Source organism: Thalassobacter sp. HA4-2, assembly GCF_055693705.1.
Genome location: NZ_JBVFUK010000001.1, coordinates 1,974,146 through 1,993,967, shown reverse-complemented (window position 1 = coordinate 1,993,967; position 19,822 = coordinate 1,974,146). Strand labels below are relative to the sequence as shown.

Sequence of the window (19,822 nt, the reverse complement as noted above, 5' to 3'; positions counted from 1 at the left end):
AGAGACAGAGATGAGCCTTGACGAGACACAGGTCAAAGATGGCGTAGATCAGGACACCGTGGATGCGGTCCAATCCCTAGCGGGCACCTACAAGCACGGCTGGGAAACCGATATCGAGATGGAATATGCCCCCAAGGGTCTGTCCGAAGACATCGTGCGCCTGATTTCCGAAAAGAACGAAGAGCCCGAATGGATGTTGGAGTGGCGTCTGGCCGCCTATCGCCGTTGGGTCAAACTGACAGAGCCGGATTGGGCCATGGTCGATTATCCCGAGATCGACTTTCAGGACCAGTACTACTACGCCCGGCCCAAGTCCATGGAGGTCAAGCCCAAGTCCCTGGACGAGGTGGACCCCAAGCTGCTGGCGACCTACGAAAAGCTGGGCATCCCGCTGAAGGAACAGATGATCCTTGCGGGGGTCGAGGGGGCCGAAGATATCGACGCCGAGGCCCCGCGCAAGGTGGCCGTGGATGCGGTGTTCGACTCCGTCTCTGTGGGGACGACCTTTCAGGCGGAACTGGCCAAGGCGGGGGTGATCTTCTGCTCCATCTCCGAGGCGGTGAAGGAACACCCGGAGTTGGTGAAAAAGTACCTGGGCACCGTAGTGCCGCAGTCGGACAATTACTACGCGACGCTGAATTCGGCCGTGTTTTCCGACGGGTCCTTTGTCTACATCCCGCCGGGGGTGCGCTGCCCCATGGAGCTGTCCACCTATTTCCGCATCAACGCAGAAAACACGGGCCAGTTTGAACGCACCCTGATCATCGCCGACAAGGGCTCCTACGTGTCCTACCTGGAGGGCTGCACCGCGCCGCAGCGCGACATCGCCCAGCTGCATGCGGCGGTGGTCGAACTGGTCCTGCTGGACGACGCGGAGATCAAGTATTCCACTGTGCAAAACTGGTTCCCCGGGGACGAGAACGGCAAGGGCGGGATCTACAACTTCGTCACCAAGCGCGCCGATTGCCGGGGGGATCGCTCCAAGGTGATGTGGACGCAAGTCGAGACCGGGTCTGCGGTGACGTGGAAGTACCCAAGCTGCATCCTGCGCGGGGACGACAGCCAAGGCGAGTTCTATTCGATCGCCATTGCCAACAACATGCAGCAGGCCGACACCGGCACCAAGATGGTGCACCTTGGCAAGAACACCAAGTCGCGCATCGTGTCCAAGGGCATCAGCGCGGGCAAGGCCCAGAACACCTATCGCGGTTTGGTGTCGATGCACCCCAAGGCCAAGAACAGCCGGAATTACACCCAGTGTGACAGCCTGCTGATCGGCGACAAATGCGGGGCCCATACGGTGCCCTACATCGAGGTGAAGAACAATTCGTCCCGCGTGGAGCATGAGGCGACCACCTCCAAGGTGGACGACGAGCAGCTGTTCTACTGCCGCCAGCGCGGCATGGACGAGGAAGAAGCCGTGGCGCTGGTCGTCAACGGGTTCTGCAAAGAGGTGCTGCAAGCCCTGCCCATGGAATTCGCCATGGAGGCGCAGGCGTTGGTCGCCATCAGCCTGGAAGGGTCCGTGGGGTGAGCCGGACCAAACAGATCATGACCCTGACCACGGCCTTTGGCGCCGTGGTGGGCGGGGGGATCGCGTGGTCAATCGCGTCCCAGCTGTTTTGGGGCGGCCTGATCGGCGGGGCCTTGTCCGGTGGCGCGCTTGGCGTGGTGCTGGTGATGATCGCAAACGCAGAGAACAACTAGGGCCGCGGCCCGCAACACAATCCGCCCAGTGGGCACAGAACGGTAGGGTGGGACTTGTCCCACCTCTTCGAGGGGAAGAAAATGCTAGAAATCAAGAACCTGCACGTCAAACTTGAAGACGAGGACAAGCAGATCCTGAAGGGCGTCAACCTGACGGTCGAGGCTGGCAAGGTCCATGCCATCATGGGGCCCAACGGGTCGGGCAAATCCACGTTGTCTTATGTTCTGTCCGGCAAGGACGGCTATGAGGTGACCGAAGGCTCCGCCGAATTGCTGGGCGAAGACCTGCTGGACATGGAACCCGAAGAGCGCGCGGCGGCGGGCGTCTTTCTGGCCTTCCAATACCCCGTGGAAATCCCCGGCGTCGGCAACATGACCTTCCTGCGCACCGCCGTGAACGCACAGCGCAAGGCGCGCGGCGAGGACGAATTGAGCGCGGGCGAATTCCTCAAGGTCGTGCGCGAAAAGGCCAAGACCCTGAAGATCGACGCCGACATGCTGAAACGTCCCGTGAACGTCGGTTTCTCGGGTGGCGAGAAAAAGCGCAACGAAATCCTGCAGATGGCCATGCTGGAACCCAAGATGTGCATCCTGGATGAAACGGATTCGGGTCTGGACGTGGACGCCATGAAACTGGTGTCGGACGGTGTGAACGCCCTGCGCGACGCCGGGCGCGGCTTTCTTGTGATCACCCACTACCAGCGCCTGCTGGATCACATCAAACCCGACTATGTGCACATCATGGCCAACGGCCAGATCGTGAAAACCGGCGGACCGGAGCTGGCCCTTGAGGTCGAGCAAAACGGCTATGCCGACATTCTGGCGGAGATGGCATAATGGCACTGCCACTAGCACAAGCAGACGTGACCGAGGCGCGCTTGGCGGGGTTGGACCTGCCAACCGAAGGGTGGTCGTTGTCCGCACGCTCCGACGCATTGGGGCGGTTGCGGGCCATGGGCCTGCCCGCTCGCCGGGACGAGTATTGGAAATACACCGATCCCGCGCGGCTGAACGATGCGGGGGCACCCCAAGCGGCGCTGTTTGATCCCAAAGAGACGCCGATGTTCGACACCGTGGACCGCCTGCGCGTGGTCTTTGTAGACGGTGTGTTCGACGCAGCGGCCTCGGACGATCTGACGGGCGAGGGCCTTGAAATTGGTCGCCTTGCCGATGCCGCCGACATCCATTGGGCCAGCGACCTTTACGGCGTGCTGGAGGCGCGGGGCCAGGACCCTGTCCACCGCCCCTTTGCGGCCCTGAACACGGCCTATGCCACGGATGGCGTGCTGATCCGCGCCACGGGCAAGGTCAGCCGCCCCGTGTCTTTGGTTTATCTGCACCAATCCGAAACCTCGGACGTGATTCTGCACCATGTGATCAAGGTCGAGGCGGGGGTCGAGCTGACGCTGCTGGAAAACGGCCCGGCGGCGGCGCGGTTCAACAAGTGCATGGAAGTGGATGTGGCCGATGGCGGCACCTTCCACCACATCCGCACCCAAGGCCGCGACCACGAACGGCAGGCGATCACCCACGCCTTTGCCCGCCTAGGCACGGAATCGGTTTACAAATCCTTCACCCTGACCGTGAACGGCGTGCTGACCCGCAACGAACATGTGATCGAGCTGACGGGCGACAACGCCACCGCTACGGTGGCGGGCGCTTGCGCGGGGGACGGCGATTTTCACCACGACGATACGGTGTTCATCACCCATGACGCGGTGAATTGCGAAAGCCGCCAGGTGTTCAAAAAGGTGCTGCGTAACGGGGCAACGGGCGTGTTTCAGGGCAAGATCCTTGTGAAGGAAGACGCCCAGAAAACCGACGGCTATCAGATCAGCCAATCCTTGTTGCTGGACGACGACAGCGTGTTCCTCGCCAAGCCGGAGTTGGAGATCTATGCCGACGATGTGGCGTGCTCTCACGGGTCCACCACCGGTGCGATCGATGAAGATGCGCTGTTCTACCTGCGCTCGCGCGGGGTGCCAGAAGGGCCGGCAACGGACCTGCTGGTGCTGTCCTTCCTGGCCGAGGCCATCGAAGAGATCGAGGACGAGGCCCTGCGGGACGAGATCATCGACCGGCTGGACGCCTGGCTGGCACGGCGGCGCGGCTGACGTGCCCCTGACCACCGACATCGCCCAAAGCTATGTCCGCCCCCGGGCGGTCATAGCGCGCAAGCTGGCGCTGCCCTACCACGAGGGCCGCGCCTTGGCCTATATGATGGGGGCCTGCGTGTTGATCTTTATCGCCCAGTGGCCTTTGTTGTCGCGCCAAGCGCACCTGGACCCCACCGTGCCGCTGGATGCGCGCATGGGCGGGGCGCTGATTGCGTGGGTCTTTTTCATGCCTCTGATCCTGTACGGGATCGCTATGTTCGCCCGATTCGTCGCCCGGTTGTTTCGCGGCCACGGCACGCCCTACGGCGCGCGGGTCGCCCTGTTCTGGTCCCTTCTGGCGGTGTCACCCCTGATGCTGTTGCAGGGGCTGACGGCGGGCTTCATCGGACCGGGGGTGGAGCTGAACATCACATCCACCCTTGTGGTCATCGGGTTTGTGTGGATTTACGGCAATGCAGTCTACGAGGCGGAGCGGCGCTATGACCCTGAAATCCCTGATTGATCTGATGATCCTGTCGGTCCGGTCCCCGCGCGAAGGGGCGGCGGCGGTGCTGGCCCTTGGCCTGCCCATGCCCGTGGTCTGGCTGGCGCTGGCCCTGACGGCCGTGGTGGCCACCCTGATGACCGCTGGCATCAGCACCTTTGCGCAAGTCGAGGCGGGCTGGCTGGTGGACCCGTTCCGCGGCGCGCCGATCCTGACGGCCATGGTACAGGGTGCGATGACGGCGGTTCTGGGCTTTGTGGCGTTCCAGGTGGGCAGCTGGTTCGGCGGCCGCGGCCGCCTGCACGAGGCGATGGCCCTCGTGGTCTGGTTGCAAGCCATCCTGATCGCCGTACAGGTCGTGCAACTGGTCCTGATCCCGGCGGCCCCGGCGCTGGCCTCGCTGGTCAGTATGCTGTCACTGGCGCTCTTTTTCTACGTGTTGACGGGTTTTGTGGCGGAACTGCACGGCTTCGACAATCCGTGGTCCGTGTTTGTGATGATCATCGTGACCATGTTCGCCACCGCCCTTTTGCTTAGCGTGCTTCTGTCGATCCTCGGCGTAGCCGCGCCCGCCCCCACCGAACCTATAGGTGAAACCATGACGAACTCCGCGTATGACGTCGCAAAGATCCGTGCCGATTTCCCGATCCTGAGCCGCGAGGTCAACGGCAAGCCGCTGGTCTATCTGGACAACGGGGCCAGCGCGCAGAAACCGCAGGTGGTGATTGATGCGGTGACGCAGGCCTATTCCCACGAATACGCCAATGTGCACCGGGGCCTGCACTATCTGTCCAACCTCGCCACGGACAAGTACGAGGCCGTGCGCGGCAAGATCGCCCGCTTTCTGGGGGCAAGTGACGAGGAAGAGATCGTCTTTGCCTCCGGCACCACCGAGGCGATCAACCTTGTCAGCTACGGCTGGGCCGCGCCGCGCCTGCAGGCGGGGGACGAGATCATCCTGTCGATCATGGAACACCACGCCAATATCGTGCCGTGGCATTTCCTACGCGAACGCCAGGGGGTGGTGATCAAATGGGTCGAGGTGGACGCCAAGGGCGATCTGGACCCCCAAGCGGTGCTGGACGCGATTACGCCGCGCACCAAACTGATTGCGGTCACGCAAATGTCCAACGTGCTGGGCACGCAGGTGGATGTGAAAACCATCTGCGCAGGCGCGCGCGAAAAGGGCGTGCCGGTGCTGGTGGATGGGTCCCAAGGGGCGGTCCACGGGCCTGTGAATGTCGAGGAGATTGGCTGCGATTTCTACGCGATCACGGGGCACAAGCTTTATGGTCCGTCGGGGTCCGGGGCGATCTATATCCGCAAGGAACGCATGGCCGAAATGCGCCCCTTCATCGGCGGCGGCGATATGATCCGCGATGTGCACCGGGACACGGTGATCTACAACGATCCGCCCATGAAGTTCGAGGCGGGCACCCCGGGCATCGTCCAGCAAATCGGCCTGGGCGTCGCGCTGGATTACATGATGGAGATCGGGATGGACAACATCGCGGCCCACGAACGGGCCTTGCGCGACTACGCCCGGTCCCGTCTGGATGGGTTGAACTGGCTGAACGTGCAGGGCAACAGTGCCGATAAGGGGGCGATCTTTTCCTTCACGCTGGAAGGGGCGGCCCATGCCCACGATATCTCGACGGTGCTGGACAAAAAGGGTGTGGCCGTGCGCGCAGGTCAACATTGCGCGCAACCGCTGATGGAGTTCATGGACATCCCCGCCACCTGCCGCGCGTCCTTTGGCATGTACAACACCGAGGCAGAGGTGGACGCCCTCGTGGATGCGTTGGAGCTGTGCCACGATCTGTTCGCCTAAGGGGCCTGCGGCGCGGGGGTGGTGGGACAAGTCCCACCCTACCGGTAGGGCGGGATTTATCCCGCCGCGGCTTTACGTAAAATCAGCGCGTATCGCCCCGGCAATCCGGCACAGATCGTTGGGTGCGATGGCAAAGACGTGGCGCGGGGTGCCGCCCGCAGCCCAGACCGTGTCAAAGTCCAACAGTCTGGGGTCAAACCAAGTGGCGCAGGGCGTCAGGTGCCCCACGGGACTGACACCGCCAATGGCGAAGCCGGTTTGTGCGCGCACCATAGTGGCGTCGGCCCGCGCCAGCGGGGCCCCCACAAGCCCTGCCGCCTTGGCCGCGTCCACCTGATTGCCCCCGGCCGTCACGAACAGCACCGCCGCCCCGGTGTCGGCGCGGGCAAAGATGATGGATTTCGCGATCTGGTCGATCTGACAGCCCACGGCGGCGGCAGCCTGCGCGGCGGTCCGGGTCTGGTCGGGCATTTCCACGGGGGTGCTGTCGATCCCGGCGGCGTTCAGGGCCGCGACCACTCTTTTCAACGATTTGCTCATGGGGGCAGGGTGGGTCGTTGACGCGCCCGGCGCAAGGGTCAAAACATAGGCTATGGATTTCCTGTCTCGCATCACCCGCGCCCCGCGCGCCTTTCGTTCCTGCGATCTGCCCACCGCGCCGGAGGCCGCCCGCGATCTGCTGGCGGGCACCATGGGGTGCAGCCCCTATCTGAGCGGCCTGATCACCAAAGAGGCGGATTTCGTTACCGATCTTTGGGGCCGTGCGCCCGAGGACGTGCTGGCCGACCTTTTGTTCCAGACCCGCGATCTGCCCACGGCGAGCGCCGCGTCGGACCTGCGACGGTTGAAACGGCAGGCCGCCTTGCTGACCGCGCTGGCGGATCTGGGCGGCGTCTGGCCGGTGATGCAGGTGACCCAAGCCCTGACCGACTTTGCCGATGCCGCCACGGACCGCGCCCTGCGCGCGGGGCTGGAGCCGTTGCTGCGCCGGGGTAAGATCCCGGGTAAGACCTTGGACGATCTGCACAATTGTGCGGGCATGACCGCCCTGGCCATGGGCAAGATGGGCGCGGGCGAGCTGAACTACTCCAGCGACATCGACCTGATCATCCTGTTCGACGAGACCCAGCACGCGCCCGAGGATTACGGCGAGGTACGCGCGGGCTTCATCAAGGCGACGCGCGTGGCGATGAAGCTGTTGTCCGACAATACCGGCGAGGGCTATGTCTTTCGCACAGATCTGCGCCTGCGCCCCGATCCCAGCGTGACGCCCGTGTGCCTTTCCATGGAGGCGGCGGAGCGCTACTACGAAGCTCTGGGCCGCACCTGGGAACGCGCCGCCCACATCAAGGCGCGGGCCTGTGCGGGGGATGTGGGGGCAGGGGCAGCCTATCTGGACCGGCTGCAACCCTTCGTGTACCGGCGCCATCTGGACTTTGCCGCCATTGAGGACGCCCATTCGATCCGCCTGAAGATCAAGGCGCACAAGGGGCTGGGCGGGCCGTTGGATCTGGTGGGCCATGACCTGAAACTGGGGCGCGGCGGCATCCGAGAGATCGAGTTTTTTACCCAAACCCGGCAGTTGATCGCAGGTGGCCGCGACCCGGATCTGCGCGACCGGCGCACCCTGCAAAGCCTTGCCACCCTGGCCGAAAAGGGTTGGATCGAACCGCAAGTCGCCCATCAATTGTCCGACAATTACCAGATGTACCGCGAGGTGGAACATCGCCTGCAAATGGTACAGGACGCCCAGACCCATGCCTTGCCGAAATCGGACGAGGAGTGGCATAGGCTCGCCGCCTTCTGTGGTACGGACCGTGCGGCGCTGGCCGCCGACCTGACCGCTCGCATCCGTGCCACCGAGGCGCAGACCGAGGACTTTTTTACCCCCGATGCCCCCGCTGACGACGCCCCGCCGGACGGGTTCAGCGACGACGCGCTGGCCATCACGGACCGGTGGACCACCTATCCCGCCTTGCGCAGCGAACGGGGGCGCGCGTTGTTCGAACGTCTGCGCCCGGACATCCTGCGCTGCCTGTCCCGGGCCGCCGTGCCTGACGATGCACTGCGGGCCTTTGATCGGTTTCTGGCGGGTCTGCCGGGGGGCGTACAGCTGTTCAGCCTGTTCGCGGCCAACCCGCAGCTGGTTGATTTGATTGTGGATATCTGTGCCACGGCTCCGGACTTGGCCCACTACCTGTCGCGCAACGCGCAGGTGTTTGATGCGGTAATCGGGGGGATTTCTTTGAACCGCTGCCCCTGCGCAGCACCCTGCGCGATGATCTATGCGCGGGTCTGCGGGCCTGCGAGGATTACGAGGGGCAGCTGGATCACGCCCGCCGGTGGCAAAAAGAGGCGCATTTTCGCATCGGCGTCCACTTCCTACGCGGCAAGATCAGCGCAGAGGAGGCGGGCGCGCGCTATGCCGATCTGGCGGACGCGGTCCTGCAAGGGCTGTGGCCCCAGGTCTGCGCCGAATTTGCCCGCAAACACGGGCTGGTTCCGGGGCTGGGGGCCGCGGTTGTTGCCATGGGATCGCTGGGCGCGCGGCGTCTGTCCGCCCGGTCCGACCTGGACTTGATCGTGGTCTACGATGCGGCCCCGGACGCGGTGTCGGACGGCCCCCGGTCCCTGTCCGCGCGGCCCTATTTCGCGCGCCTGACCCAAGCGCTGATCACCGCGCTGACCGCCCCCACCGGGGAGGGGCGTCTGTACGAGGTGGACATGCGCCTGCGCCCCTCGGGCAACAGCGGGCCAGTGGCCACGTCCCTGAGCAGTTTTGAGCGGTATCAGCGCGAAGAGGCGTGGGTCTGGGAACACCTCGCCCTCACCCGCGCGCGGGTGCTGGTGGGTGTGCCGGAGTTGCAGCAGCGGTTCGAGGCGCTGCGCTGCGACATCATCGGGTCCAGCCGGTTTGACGCGGCGGCCGTGCGTGCAGGGCTGATCGACATGCGCGAACGGTTCCTTGCTGCGGGGCGTACCGGGGCCGGGCATTCCCCGAAAGAGGGGCCGGGCCGCTTGCAGGAAATCGAGCTGATGGCCCAAGCCAATGCGCTGGTCGCAGGTCACACCCAACGGGCCCTGCGCGCGCAGCTGCGCCCGGGAAAGGGCGGCGGCATCGTGGATAGATCGGCGGCAGAGGTGCTGCAATCCACCTACACCTTGCTGTCGGACTACCAACAAGGCCTGCGCCTGTTGACCGACGGAACCCCGGATCCAAACACGCTGGCACGCGGGGCGCAGGGGTTCATGTTGCGGGCCACGGGACTTGCGTCGCTTGCAGACCTTGGCGCGGCGCTGGTGGACCGACCCCGGGCCGCCGATCAGGTCATCACTGCTTTATTGGAAGGGTAGCAAAGGGTTAGCCCATGCAAGGACGAGATACGTTTGACCCCAAGGCCGTCATCTGGGAGGCCTACCGGATCGAGGGCATAACCAAGCCCGAATGTCGGTCGATCTTTCTGGATTGGGCCCTGAGCCTGCCCGACAGTGAACCGCACAAAGCCGCGATCCTGAAGCTACAAGCCCGCCATGCCCATGAAGCCGCTGACCATCCCATGAGCGAGGTTTTGGCCGAAGGGTTGCAATCCCACGCTAGGACGGGTCGTCGTGGGGGACGGCGCGGGCGTGTGGATCCCGCGTCTTGAGCGCATCCAGCGCGTCTAATGTCAGGTCTCGCCGTGCCATGCAGCGCTGACGGCGTAACTCTCCGCCGTACATCTCGGCACCTGCGCGGTGGGTGGCGTAGGCGGAATAATTGCACAGGGCGAACCATATCAATTTCAACTGGGCCATAGCGATCCTCGCACGGCGTCAGGTCCGGTCCCACTAAATGCTAAGGCACGCGGCCTCTTAGGCAAGCCAAAATGTCGCAGTTTTTTGCAGGCCTGTCCCCCTTGCGCCGCCTGTGGACAAGTTTTTGTCGGAAATGCGCAGACCGCTGTGGCCGCCTTGGGCAATTGTCCTACAAATAAATGTCTGACATTTGGCGGGGAGGCTTCGATGTTTCAGATTTTTCCTACGGCGCGGATTAAACCGTCGCCCTATTTCTCGGCCACCATGTCCGAAGGGTTGGCCACGGCCTCGATCTACAACTCGATGATCCTGCCTACGTCCTATGGCAACCCAGAGGCGGAGTATTGGCGTCTGATCAACGGTGTGTCCCAGTGGGATGTCGCGGTGGAACGGCAGGTGCAGTTGAAAGGCCCCGACGCGAGCGTGCTGGCCCAAGCGCTGTCGGCGCGCAAGTTGGATACCTGCAAACCGGGGCAGGGCAAATACGTGCCGATCTGCAACCACGAGGGGACGCTGATCAACGACCCCATCGCGCTGAAGTTCGACGAGGACCTGTGGTGGCTGTCTATCGCAGACAGCGACATCTGGTTCTGGGCCCGGGCGATCGCGGCGGAGCGCGGGTTGAATGTAGAGGTCTGCGATCCCGGTGTGTCCCCCATGGCCGTGCAGGGCCCCATGGCGGAGGACGTCGTAGCCGATGTGTTCGGCGACTGGGTGCGGGACCTCAAGTACTTCTGGTTCAAAGAGGCGGAGATCGAAGGCATCCCCGTGGCCGTGCAGCGGTCCGGTTGGTCAAAGCAGGGGGGCTTTGAAATCTACCTCAAGGACGAGACGCGTGGCGTTGATCTGTGGAACATCGTGCGCGAAGCCGGAGAACCCTATGACATCGGCCCCGGTGCCCCTGCCACGCCGGAGCGGACCGAAAGCGGGTTGGTCTCCGTGGGTGCCGATACGGACGACCAGACCAACCCGTTTGAAGTGCGGATGGGTCCGTTCACCAATCTGGATGTGCCCGATGACACCGTGGGCATCCAGGCCTTGCGCCGAATCCATGCCGAGAGGCCCGTGCGCCATCAACTGGGCCTGAAGCTGGAGGGCGTGAGCCCACAGCCCCTAGGCTTTGCCTGGGAGCCGATCCTGAAGGACGGGGTCAAAGTGGGCGACATGACCAATTGCGCGTGGTCCTACCGGATGCAGCAAAACATCGGTTATGCCCTGATCAGCCGTGAGATGCAGGTAGGCGACCACGTGGTGGTGGACCGCAACACCGGCCCCGTGTCGGCGGAACTGGTGGCCCTGCCGTTCCTGTAGGCCGCTGTCATAAGCCGCTGTCACCAAAATGTGCGGGCTGGTCGCCCGCGCGCTGTCATGAGGGGGCCAGCCCCCTCACACACCCCCGAGGTATTTCGGGAACAATGAGGCGTTAGCTGTAAAGCTCTGCGGCGCGGCGTTCAAACGCGCGCACCACCCGTTGCATGGCGTCGTTGAAAAACATGCCAGCGGCCGATTGCAGGATGCGGTTCTTGAACTCGAAATCCACGTGGAAATGCACGTTGCACCCCTGCTCGGTGTCCTCGAAGGTCCAGGTGGAGATCATGTGCTTGAAGGGGCCGTCCAGGTAGGCGGTGTCGATCTTCTTGTCCGACGCATAGAGGTCCACCCGGCTGCCGAACCGTTCCCTGAAGACTTTGAACGAGATCACCAGATCGGCCAGCATCACCTGCCGGTCGCCCTTGTCCGTGACAGACCGGATGCGCGCGGCGGCGGTCCAGGGCAGAAACTTGGGGTAGTTCGCCACATCCGCCACCAGATCATACATCTGCTGGGCGCTGTAGGGCAGGGCGCGGGTCTCGGAATGTGTGGGCATGGTCGGCCTTTTCCCGGGTGACAGTGCCTGTTGATGTCGTATGTTGGGGCTGAATTTCAAGGAAAACCCGGCGGGAGGGCCATAATGGCGCAGCCAAACTATGTGATTGATCAGATGATCAGTGCCAAGACCATTGCCGCCCGGATCGAAGAGCTGGCCCGCGAGATCGAGGCGGCCTATGTGGGGACCGACAAGCTGGTGGTTGTGGGTCTGTTGCGCGGGTCGTTCGTGTTCATCGCAGACATTGTGCGCGAGTTGGACCTGCCTGTGGAGGTCGATTTCCTCGAGGCCTCCAGCTATGGCGACGGGATGGAGAGTTCGCGCGAGGTGCGGATCCTCAAGGACCTGCGGGGCGAGATTGCCGGGCGCGATGTGCTGGTGGTCGAGGATATCGTGGACACGGGCCACACCTTGCACCAGGTGATCAAGTTGTTGCGCACGCGCGGTCCGAAACGGCTGGAGACGATTGCCCTGTTGGACAAGCCAGCCCGGCGCGAGGTGGATGTGAAGGCCAGCTGGACCGGGTTCGAAATCCCCGATGAATTCGTCGTGGGCTACGGCATCGACTACGCGCAGCGCAATCGCAACCTGCCCTATATCGGCAAGGTTCGCTTTACGGATTAGAGGGCATGCGCGCGTGGCGCAGGCTGCGCAGGGCGTCGTTGTCGAGACGGGCCTTGCCAAAGCTGTTTTCCTCGGGGCGCCAGCCCTCGTGTTTGGGGCGCTTTTGCGGGCCGACTTGCGTCGCCTTTGGGGCGGTTTTGCGCGCGCGTTTGCCCTTGGCGGAGGGGGCCGCCGGGCGTGCCATCTGACGGGAAAACCCGATCAGGACGTGGCCTGTGACGGACATGCCCGCGAAGGATTTGAACAGCAAGGGCGTGATCTCCGAGAACTCCTCGAAATGGGACGTCAGCCCGTTGGCCAGAAACGTGTTCAGGATGTGATAGAGCAGCACCGACAGCGCCACCATGGCCAGCGCGGCCGCAACGCCCCCGCCGATGGAGGTCGGGCCGCGACGCAGCAGGGGCAGGATGCAACACAGGATCATCCCACCGCCCAGCCCCATCAGGCCCGCGCCGAACACGGGGCTATAGGGGACACCCACCATCAACGCATCAAGGGCGGGATTGTCCGTTTCGGCCCAGACCCGCACCACAAGGGCCGTATAGATCAGGGCCGCGCCATAGGCGGCATAAAGGATCAGGTTGAAGACCCGGTAGGACCGGATCATGCCATTGTCTTTGATGTGCTGCGGTTGGTTTTCCATCGCGCCCTCGTGCCTTGCCTGAGAATGACGCTGCCCCCTCTCTCTGGCGAGAGTGGGACGGCAGTTGGGCAAGATTGGGGCGTCTAGGCCAGCTTTGCCTCTCGAGCGGCGCGCAAGCGGGCAAAGTCATCGCCCGCGTGGTAGGACGACCGGGTCAGGGGCGTGGCCGAGACCATCAAGAAGCCTTTGCCGTAGGCGGCTTTTTCATAGGCTTTGAATTCGTCCGGGTGCACAAAACGATCCACCGCGTGGTGTTTCGGGGTCGGTTGCAGGTATTGTCCGATGGTCAGGAAGTCGATGTCGGCCGCACGCATGTCGTCCATCACCTGTGTCACCCCTTGGCGATCCTCGCCCAAGCCCACCATGATGCCGGATTTGGTAAAGATGCTGGGGTCGAGTTCCTTGACCCGTTGCAGCAGGCGCAGGGAGTGGAAGTAGCGCGCGCCGGGGCGCACCTCGGGGTAGAGGCCCGGCACGGTTTCAAGGTTGTGGTTGAACACGTCAGGGCGGGCCGCCACCACGGTTTCCAGCGCGCTGTCGTCGCATTTGATAAAGTCGGGCGTCAGGATCTCGATCGTGGTGCCCGGGGACCGGTGGCGGATCGCGCGGATGGTCTGGGCGAAGTGTTCGGCGCCGCCATCCTCTAGGTCGTCGCGGTCCACAGAGGTGATGACGACGTGGTTCAGGCCCAGCTTTTGCACGGCGTCCGCCACGCGCCCGGGTTCAAAGGCATCCAGGGTCTGGGGTTTGCCCGTGGCGATGTTGCAAAAGGTGCAGCCGCGGGTGCAGATCTCGCCCATGATCATCATGGTGGCGTGCCCCTGGGACCAGCATTCGCCCGCATTGGGGCAGCCGGCCTCTTCGCAGACGGTGACGAGTTTATTCTCGCGCATGATGTCGGCGGTTTGCTGGTACGCCTCGCCCACGGGGGCCTTGACGCGGATCCAGTGTGGTTTCTTTGGCTGCGGCTTGTCCGGGCGGTGGGCCTTTTCAGGATGGCGCTGCTGCGGGATCTTGAGGTCGCGGGTTTGGGTCGTCATCAGAGATGCTCCTGAGGCGGGCGTTTGTTGAGGCTTAAACTAATTCTTGCGGGGCACCAACGCCAGTGACGCATTGCCGCTTTGTCTGTGGCACAAGGGTGGCTGGTGTGGCGGGCCGGGCTTGGAGGGCATCGAGCCCCCACGCGCCCGGGTGAGACGCGCCGCTCTCACACTCTCGGGGGGTATTTCGGACCCAATGAAGGGGGGATCAGTGCCCCATGAGGGCCGGATCGAAGGGGTATTTGGTCAGGTTTTCATAGCCCGTTTCGGTGATCAGCACCTGGTCTTCGAGTTTGATCGAAAAGTCGCCGCCCTTTGGCGAAGCCAGCACCTCGACACATAGGACCATGCCCGGTTGCAGTTCATAGCTGTCGAAGGCGCCGGGCACGTGTTGGTCAGGGTAGGCGATCAGGGGCCATTCATCGCACAGGCCCACCCCGTGCATCAGGCAGCCGTATTTCAGGTCCTGCAGGTGGGGCCAGAGCGTATGGGCGTTGAAGGTTAAATCGCGCAGGGGCACGCCGGGTCTGAGCATCTCCATATTGGTTTGGATGTGTTCGACGCTGTGTTTCATGGTGTCGATCATGTCTTGGCGGGGTTTTTCATCGCCCACCCACCACGTGCGGGAGATATCGACGCAGATGCCGTAGCTGCCCACCAGATCGGTGTCGAAGGCCACGATTTCGTTGTTCTGGATGATGCGTGGCCCGCATTCCTGAAACCAAGGGTTGGTGCGGGGGCCCGAGGACAGCAGGCGCGTTTCGATCCATTCGCCACCGCGTCGGATGTTTTCGGCGTGAAGCACCGCCCAGACGTCGTCTTCGGAGGTATGGCCGTTCGGGATTTCCCGGCGGGCGAAGGCCTCCATCTCGGATACGGCAGCCTCGCAGGCGTGGGAGGCGCAGCGCATGGCGCGGATTTCATCGGGGCCTTTGATGGCGCGGGCTTTTTCCGTCAGCTCTTCGCCTGGGATGACTTCGAAGCCCTGCGCCTCGAGGGCGCGCAGCCCGTGGATCATGGGTTTGTCCACAGCCAATCGCATATTGCCGCCGCCGTGTGCGTGGATCAGGGCGCGGACCTCGTTGCTGAACACATCTGCGGCCACGTCGATTTTATCGCCTCGGTCGAAGTAGAACAGATCCGCGCCGCTGCGTTGTTCGCGCACCAGCGGGTTGAATGTGCTGAGGAACTTGGCGTTCTTGTAGTCCCAGATCACCATGTAGCCGTCGGCGCAGACCAACACCGCCCGGAACGGGTTGTGGGTGTTCCACAGCTGCATGTTGGTGCTGTCGGTGGCGTAACGGATGTTCAGGGGGTCGAACACCAAAAGCCCGCCGAGGTCGCGTTGCTGCACGCCTTGCACCAGCCGCTGGTGGCGATAGGCGCGCATGGCGGGCAGGTTGGGCAGGTCCAGTCCGGCCGCGTCCCAAGCGTCATAGGCCAGCTTGGTGGGCCCGATCTCCATCCGGTCGTTGTCGTTGGGGGTGCCGTCGGGCAGGTGGCTGCCCTTGGTGGGGTCAATCTTGCGAGTGTCGCGGTAGTGTTGGTTCATGGGGCCCTCCGTCCCCGTCAGGCTGGCCTCAAAGGGTGCTGGCGTTCTCGCTTGAAAACGGCACGGGGTTCGGGCGAGGGTGCCGCAAATGGATATTCTCAACGACCATCTGCCCTATACCCCATGGGACGATCCTGCCCTGTCGCGCCTGCCAGGGGTGCAGCCTGTGGCGGGGGACTGGCTGTGTGTGGAGGAGGTCTATGACGCGCAAATGGCCTATAAAGCAAAGCTGATGGCGGAAAAAGGGGCGGAGGTCTTGGCGTTGGACCCCGGTGCGGTGGCGGCGGCGAGCGAGCTGTTGGACATGGTTCTTGACGCCCTGCCTGCGGGCTTCACCCGGGGCGAAAGCGTCCTATGCCCCGATGGGCGGCGGGTGGTGCCAGACTTTGCGCAGCCTTTGCAGACCCTTGGTGCGTTGATTCAAGAAGATGTGACGATCTTGCAAAAACGCGAGGCTGAGCATGTGCTGACCGGGGCGCTGCTGTGTTTTCCGGCATCTTGGACCCTGGCGGAGAAGTTCATGAAACCGCTTTCTGCGATCCACGGGCCAGTGCCGGCGTACGACACCGTTGCCGGACGGGTGCAGCGGATGTTCGATTGGGTTCGCCCGGGACAGCCCCTTTGGCGGGCCAACGCCTTGATGTATCACGACGCGGAGCTGCATCAGCCCCGGTCGGAAAATGATCCAAGGGTGCCGCCCGAGGGGGTGCCCCGGTTCTTGCGGTCGGAACGGCAGACTATTTTGCGTTTGTCGTGCACGGATGCTGTGGCGTTTCTGATCCACACCTATGTCGTACCGTTCGAGCGACTCACCCCTGCGCAACGTGCACATTGTCCGCTGCGTTAAGAACCTGTGAAGGGTCGTGGGGGTCAGGAATGTCAGACATTGGTCTGTTGCGGGACGGCAACGGGAAAATACATAGAATTCAATCTATTGTTGCGCATGCGTAACATCTTGCGCCGATTCCATCGTCGCGGCGGTGGCCGGTCCCACCGGGCATCGAGCCCGCCGGCCCCGGTTGAGACGCTCCGCTCTCAAACTCTTGGGGGTATTTGAAACCCAATGAAGCACGCTAGCGGGGACGGGCGGCCATTAGGGCGGTGTAGAAATCTTCGAAGGCTTTACGGTTGGCAAACATTTGGGCCTGTAGGGTCAGAGAGCCTGTGGTGTGCGTGATTTCAACAAACCTTTGGCCGGAGACATTGACACGCCGGACGCGGCGGATGGAGCGCAGCGGGACGTGAGTTTGATTTTGCGACCACATGCGACGGGGCGCCGACAGGGTGGTGGGTGTCAGTTGGACATAGGTGTCGCGCGTTGCGCGCACGTAGAGGGCCAGAAGGCCGATTGCGATGAAACAAAAGTTGGCCAGCACCATGGCCCACCAGACATAGACGGCTTGGTGTGGGGGAAGTTCAGAGTGCCGAAAAGCATGGAAAGGGGCCGTGTGGCCCCTAGGGCCCACGGCAGGATCATCGCGGCGCAAAACCCAAAAAAGGCGATGCAGGCGGCAAAGACCCAAACCTTGGGTCGGTATGGAAAGACCCGTGTTTCACTCATGGAGCGGCGAAGTGTTTGGACAGTTTCAGCCCCTGGCCTTGGTAGTTACTGGACAGGTCCGCGCCATAGAGGACCGCTGGCACGGCCGCCATGCGTTCATAGACCAGGCGGCCCACGGTTTGTCCGTGTTCCAGCACGAAGGGGGCTTCGTGGCAGCGCACCTCCAGCACCCCGCGCGCAGGCACGCCGTGGCCAAAGCCCGGATCGAAGAAGCCCGCGTAGTGCACGCGAAACTCGCCGACCATGGCCAGAAAGGGGGCCATTTCGGCGGCGTAGTCGGGTGGGATGCTGACAGCCTCGCGGCTGACAAGGATGTAGAAGGCGCCGGGATCGAGGATGATGGAACCTGCGTCACTGCGCACTTCTTCCCAAAAATCCGCGGGGGCGTAGTGGCCCAATTTGTCGAGGTCAATGACCCCGGTGTGGGGTTTGGCGCGGTAGCCCACCAAGGTGCCTGTGTCCGGTTGCAGATCGACGGAAAACCCCAACCCTTCGGAGATCAGGGCGGGGCCGTCGACCAGTGGGGTGTCCGCGTGCAGGGCGGTCAGGGCGGCGTCGTCCAGCACCGCCTGTCCGTGGCGAAACCGGATCTGGTTCAGGCGCATGCCGGGGCGGACCAGAACGCTGAAGGATCGGGGGCAAATCTCGGCAAACAGGGGGCCGGTATAGCCTGCGCCGATGCGGTCGAATTCTGTGCCGCCGTCGGTGATGGTGCGGGTCAGAAGGTCCAGCCGCCCGGTCGAGGATTTGGCGTTGGCCACTGCGGTTATGCCGTCGGGCAGGGCGAGGCCCTCCATCAGAGGAACAACGTAGACGCAGCCCTTTTCCAGTACCGCGCCGCCGCCCAGGTCGATGGCGTGCATCTGGAATTCATCCAACCGCTCGGCCACGGTGCGCCCACCCCCCGACAGGAACGAGGCGCGCACGCGATAGGCTACGGTGCCCAGTCGCAGGTCGAGGGATGCGGGTTGCACTTGGCCATCCACCACCGGCGCGGTCACCGTGATCTGGCCCCGGTCCAGCATTTGGGAAATGACTTGGCTGGGCAGAACGCCCGTTTGCGTGGCGGTCATGCGCACCCCTTTGAATGACAAAACCGCCCAAGCCCAAAGGGCCGGGCGGTTGTTGTTTTGGTCGGGCTAGCAGGACTCGAACCTGCGACCTTCCGTCCCCCAGACGGACGCGCTACCAGGCTGCGCCATAGCCCGACTGACGCGCAGTCATAGAGATTCTGTGGCCCGGTGCAAGGGTGAAAACCACCCTTCGCGCGAAGTTTCGCGGCGCTACAGGCACGGTGAATTGGATCACTCCGCCAGGTCATCCGCCAGATCGTCCGCAAGGCGGCGCAGGCGGCGGGTGACCACCTTGAGGCGCGCGGCCTCGGCCACATCAAAGGGGCGCGGATGGGCGCGGCGGGATTGGATACGCGCCAGCAGGGCAGCGCTTTCGGGGCGAAGCATTTTGTCGCTTGCCCTTGCATTTGCTGCAGGGTCCGCGTTCTCAGGCTCAGGCTCAGGCTCAGGCTCAGGCTCAGGCTCAGGCTCAGGCTCAGGCTCAGGCTCAGGCTCAGGCTCAGGCTCAGGCGCGGGATCTGACTCGGTGGCCGTTACGGTCTCGGGCGGGGGCGTTGAGGCGACTGTTGCATCAACGTCGTCTGGCGATTTACCAATGTGCACAACCTCCGCCGTGGTTGGACCCTCACCGCGTTCGGCCTCCATTTCTGCGGCCTCGGCGTCGCTTACCTCCATGAAGGGTGCCTCGCGCACGTCCTCCTCGGATCCTTGCGCGCCGTCGGGCGTGTCTTTGGCCCGATCGTTGGCCTCGGTCTTGTCTTTTGCCAAAGCTGCGATGTCGTAAACACCGCCCTTTTCGGTGGTGCCGGAGGTCTCAGACGGGGTGTCGCCCATACGGATCACCCGGCGCGGGGCGCGGCGGGGGCCGTGGCGGGGGCTGCCGAAAGTTCCGGCGCCTCGGCGATCACGTCATCCACGCCGCCTTCTTCAATCATCTTTTGCACGCCGCGGATGGTCATGCCCTGATCGTGGAGCAGCACCTTGATACCGCCCAGCAGTTGCATGTCCTCGGGCCGGTAGTACCTGCGGCCGCCGGGGCCCTTGACGGGGGTGACGGCAGGAAACTTGCTTTCCCAGAACCGCAGGACATGGGTCGGCACTCCGATCCAATCCGCCACCTCGCGGATGGTGCGAAAGGCGTCCGCGCTTTTGGCCATGACTAGCTCCGATTGCCGGTGGCGACGCGGTCTTTCATCAGGTGGCTGGGGCGGAAGGTCAGGACGCGGCGGGGCGGGATCGGGGCCTCTTCGCCAGTTTTGGGGTTCCGGCCCACGCGGGCGGTCTTTTCGCGCACGGAAAACGTCCCGAAAGAGCTGATCTTGACCTGTTCGCCCCTCACCAAAGCGTCGGACATGTGTTGCAAAACCTGTTCCACCATCTGCGCAGATTCGTTGCGCGACAGGCCGACCTCTTGAAAAACAGCCTCGCTGAGGTCCATGCGTGTCAGAGTTTTATCGGCCATATCCCAATCCTTTACATCCCGTTAACGCACCTTGGGCGATACGGTTTTCCGAGTCAATATCAAGGG

Annotated in this window: 21 protein-coding genes, 1 tRNA gene and 2 pseudogenes; 13 read left to right on the top strand and 11 right to left on the bottom strand. The window is 63.4% G+C overall.

The window, feature by feature from the left end; genetic code table 11:
- Positions 1-10: 10 nt before the first annotated feature.
- From sufB to ACZ1G0_RS10055, 7 genes and pseudogenes are all read left to right on the top strand, one after another.
- Positions 11-1,534, top strand: a complete 1,524-nt coding sequence (gene sufB / locus ACZ1G0_RS10085; RefSeq protein ID WP_472736825.1) for a Fe-S cluster assembly protein SufB — start codon at positions 11-13, stop codon at positions 1,532-1,534.
- The gene (locus ACZ1G0_RS10080) at positions 1,531-1,707 is read left to right on the top strand and encodes a hypothetical protein (RefSeq protein WP_472736824.1); all 177 of its coding nucleotides are present in this window, start codon (positions 1,531-1,533) and stop codon (positions 1,705-1,707) included. The genes sufB and ACZ1G0_RS10080 overlap by 4 nt, the downstream gene beginning before the upstream one ends.
- Positions 1,708-1,788: 81 nt before the next feature.
- Entirely contained in the window at positions 1,789-2,544 is a 756-nt protein-coding gene (gene sufC / locus ACZ1G0_RS10075; protein WP_472736823.1) for a Fe-S cluster assembly ATPase SufC, read from the top strand.
- Positions 2,544-3,821: a Fe-S cluster assembly protein SufD gene (gene sufD / locus ACZ1G0_RS10070; RefSeq protein WP_472736822.1), complete on the top strand. Its 1,278-nt coding sequence runs from the start codon at positions 2,544-2,546 to the stop codon at positions 3,819-3,821. Before sufC ends, sufD begins: the two co-directional genes overlap by 1 nt.
- Position 3,822: 1 nt before the next feature.
- The gene (locus ACZ1G0_RS10065) at positions 3,823-4,326 is read left to right on the top strand and encodes a YIP1 family protein (protein ID WP_472736821.1); all 504 of its coding nucleotides are present in this window, start codon (positions 3,823-3,825) and stop codon (positions 4,324-4,326) included.
- A pseudogene (locus ACZ1G0_RS10060) lies at positions 4,277-4,834 on the top strand (Yip1 family protein); the annotation flags it as partial. The gene ACZ1G0_RS10065 and the pseudogene ACZ1G0_RS10060, both read left to right, overlap by 50 nt.
- 72 nt (positions 4,835-4,906) lie before the next feature.
- Positions 4,907-6,139 carry a cysteine desulfurase gene (locus ACZ1G0_RS10055; RefSeq protein ID WP_472737792.1) on the top strand — a complete coding sequence of 411 codons (1,233 nt, stop codon included), beginning with the start codon at positions 4,907-4,909 and terminating at the stop codon, positions 6,137-6,139.
- A gap of 72 nt (positions 6,140-6,211) precedes the next feature.
- Here ACZ1G0_RS10055 and ACZ1G0_RS10050 read toward each other — a convergent pair whose 3' ends face one another.
- The gene (locus ACZ1G0_RS10050; RefSeq protein ID WP_472736820.1) at positions 6,212-6,679 is read right to left on the bottom strand and encodes a YbaK/EbsC family protein; all 468 of its coding nucleotides are present in this window, start codon (positions 6,677-6,679) and stop codon (positions 6,212-6,214) included.
- Between the two features lie 52 nt (positions 6,680-6,731).
- Here ACZ1G0_RS10050 and ACZ1G0_RS10045 point away from each other — a divergent pair.
- The 4 genes and pseudogenes from ACZ1G0_RS10045 to ACZ1G0_RS10030 all read left to right on the top strand — a co-directional run.
- Positions 6,732-7,955: pseudogene (locus ACZ1G0_RS10045) on the top strand ([protein-PII] uridylyltransferase family protein); the annotation flags it as partial.
- A 437-nt stretch (positions 7,956-8,392) separates the two neighbouring features.
- Positions 8,393-9,493: a hypothetical protein gene (locus ACZ1G0_RS10040; protein WP_472737791.1), complete on the top strand. Its 1,101-nt coding sequence runs from the start codon at positions 8,393-8,395 to the stop codon at positions 9,491-9,493.
- Between the two features lie 14 nt (positions 9,494-9,507).
- Positions 9,508-9,786 carry a hypothetical protein gene (locus ACZ1G0_RS10035; RefSeq protein ID WP_472736819.1) on the top strand — a complete coding sequence of 93 codons (279 nt, stop codon included), beginning with the start codon at positions 9,508-9,510 and terminating at the stop codon, positions 9,784-9,786.
- A 355-nt stretch (positions 9,787-10,141) separates the two neighbouring features.
- The gene (locus ACZ1G0_RS10030; protein WP_472736818.1) at positions 10,142-11,245 is read left to right on the top strand and encodes a glycine cleavage T C-terminal barrel domain-containing protein; all 1,104 of its coding nucleotides are present in this window, start codon (positions 10,142-10,144) and stop codon (positions 11,243-11,245) included.
- A 112-nt stretch (positions 11,246-11,357) separates the two neighbouring features.
- Here ACZ1G0_RS10030 and ACZ1G0_RS10025 read toward each other — a convergent pair whose 3' ends face one another.
- Positions 11,358-11,801 carry a type II toxin-antitoxin system RatA family toxin gene (locus ACZ1G0_RS10025; RefSeq protein ID WP_472736817.1) on the bottom strand — a complete coding sequence of 148 codons (444 nt, stop codon included), beginning with the start codon at positions 11,799-11,801 and terminating at the stop codon, positions 11,358-11,360.
- 84 nt (positions 11,802-11,885) lie between these two features.
- Between ACZ1G0_RS10025 and hpt the strand changes: the two genes are divergently transcribed.
- Positions 11,886-12,425 (top strand): hypoxanthine phosphoribosyltransferase, encoded by a 540-nt coding sequence (gene hpt / locus ACZ1G0_RS10020; protein WP_472736816.1) that lies wholly within the window; start codon positions 11,886-11,888, stop codon positions 12,423-12,425.
- On the opposite strand, the gene ACZ1G0_RS10015 is transcribed toward hpt, so the two are convergent.
- The 3 genes from ACZ1G0_RS10015 to dddP form a co-directional block, all read right to left on the bottom strand.
- Positions 12,415-13,032 carry a hypothetical protein gene (locus ACZ1G0_RS10015; protein WP_472736815.1) on the bottom strand — a complete coding sequence of 206 codons (618 nt, stop codon included), beginning with the start codon at positions 13,030-13,032 and terminating at the stop codon, positions 12,415-12,417. The two genes, hpt and ACZ1G0_RS10015, sit on opposite strands and share 11 nt — an antisense overlap.
- Before the next feature lie 119 nt (positions 13,033-13,151).
- The gene (lipA, locus tag ACZ1G0_RS10010; RefSeq protein WP_472736814.1) at positions 13,152-14,108 is read right to left on the bottom strand and encodes a lipoyl synthase; all 957 of its coding nucleotides are present in this window, start codon (positions 14,106-14,108) and stop codon (positions 13,152-13,154) included.
- 208 nt (positions 14,109-14,316) lie between these two features.
- Positions 14,317-15,660: a dimethylsulfonioproprionate lyase DddP gene (gene dddP / locus ACZ1G0_RS10005; protein ID WP_472736813.1), complete on the bottom strand. Its 1,344-nt coding sequence runs from the start codon at positions 15,658-15,660 to the stop codon at positions 14,317-14,319.
- A gap of 88 nt (positions 15,661-15,748) precedes the next feature.
- Here dddP and ACZ1G0_RS10000 point away from each other — a divergent pair, with 88 nt between their 5' ends.
- Positions 15,749-16,507, top strand: a complete 759-nt coding sequence (locus ACZ1G0_RS10000) for a heme-dependent oxidative N-demethylase family protein (protein WP_472736812.1) — start codon at positions 15,749-15,751, stop codon at positions 16,505-16,507.
- Between the two features lie 226 nt (positions 16,508-16,733).
- On the opposite strand, the gene ACZ1G0_RS09995 is transcribed toward ACZ1G0_RS10000, so the two are convergent.
- The 6 genes from ACZ1G0_RS09995 to ihfA form a co-directional block, all read right to left on the bottom strand.
- Positions 16,734-17,039: a hypothetical protein gene (locus tag ACZ1G0_RS09995; RefSeq protein WP_472736811.1), complete on the bottom strand. Its 306-nt coding sequence runs from the start codon at positions 17,037-17,039 to the stop codon at positions 16,734-16,736.
- Between the two features lie 178 nt (positions 17,040-17,217).
- Positions 17,218-18,294 carry a 2'-deoxycytidine 5'-triphosphate deaminase gene (locus tag ACZ1G0_RS09990; protein ID WP_472736810.1) on the bottom strand — a complete coding sequence of 359 codons (1,077 nt, stop codon included), beginning with the start codon at positions 18,292-18,294 and terminating at the stop codon, positions 17,218-17,220.
- 58 nt (positions 18,295-18,352) lie between these two features.
- Positions 18,353-18,429, bottom strand: a tRNA-Pro gene (locus ACZ1G0_RS09985).
- A 96-nt stretch (positions 18,430-18,525) separates the two neighbouring features.
- A complete protein-coding gene (locus tag ACZ1G0_RS09980; protein ID WP_472736809.1) occupies positions 18,526-19,128 on the bottom strand; it encodes a hypothetical protein in 603 nt (200 codons plus the stop codon).
- Positions 19,129-19,133: 5 nt separating this feature from the next.
- Complete coding sequence (locus ACZ1G0_RS09975) at positions 19,134-19,451, bottom strand: MerR family transcriptional regulator (RefSeq protein WP_472736808.1); 318 nt, start codon at positions 19,449-19,451, stop codon at positions 19,134-19,136.
- 2 nt (positions 19,452-19,453) lie between these two features.
- Positions 19,454-19,756 carry an integration host factor subunit alpha gene (gene ihfA / locus ACZ1G0_RS09970; protein WP_472736807.1) on the bottom strand — a complete coding sequence of 101 codons (303 nt, stop codon included), beginning with the start codon at positions 19,754-19,756 and terminating at the stop codon, positions 19,454-19,456.
- Between the last annotated feature and the right edge of the window lie 66 nt (positions 19,757-19,822).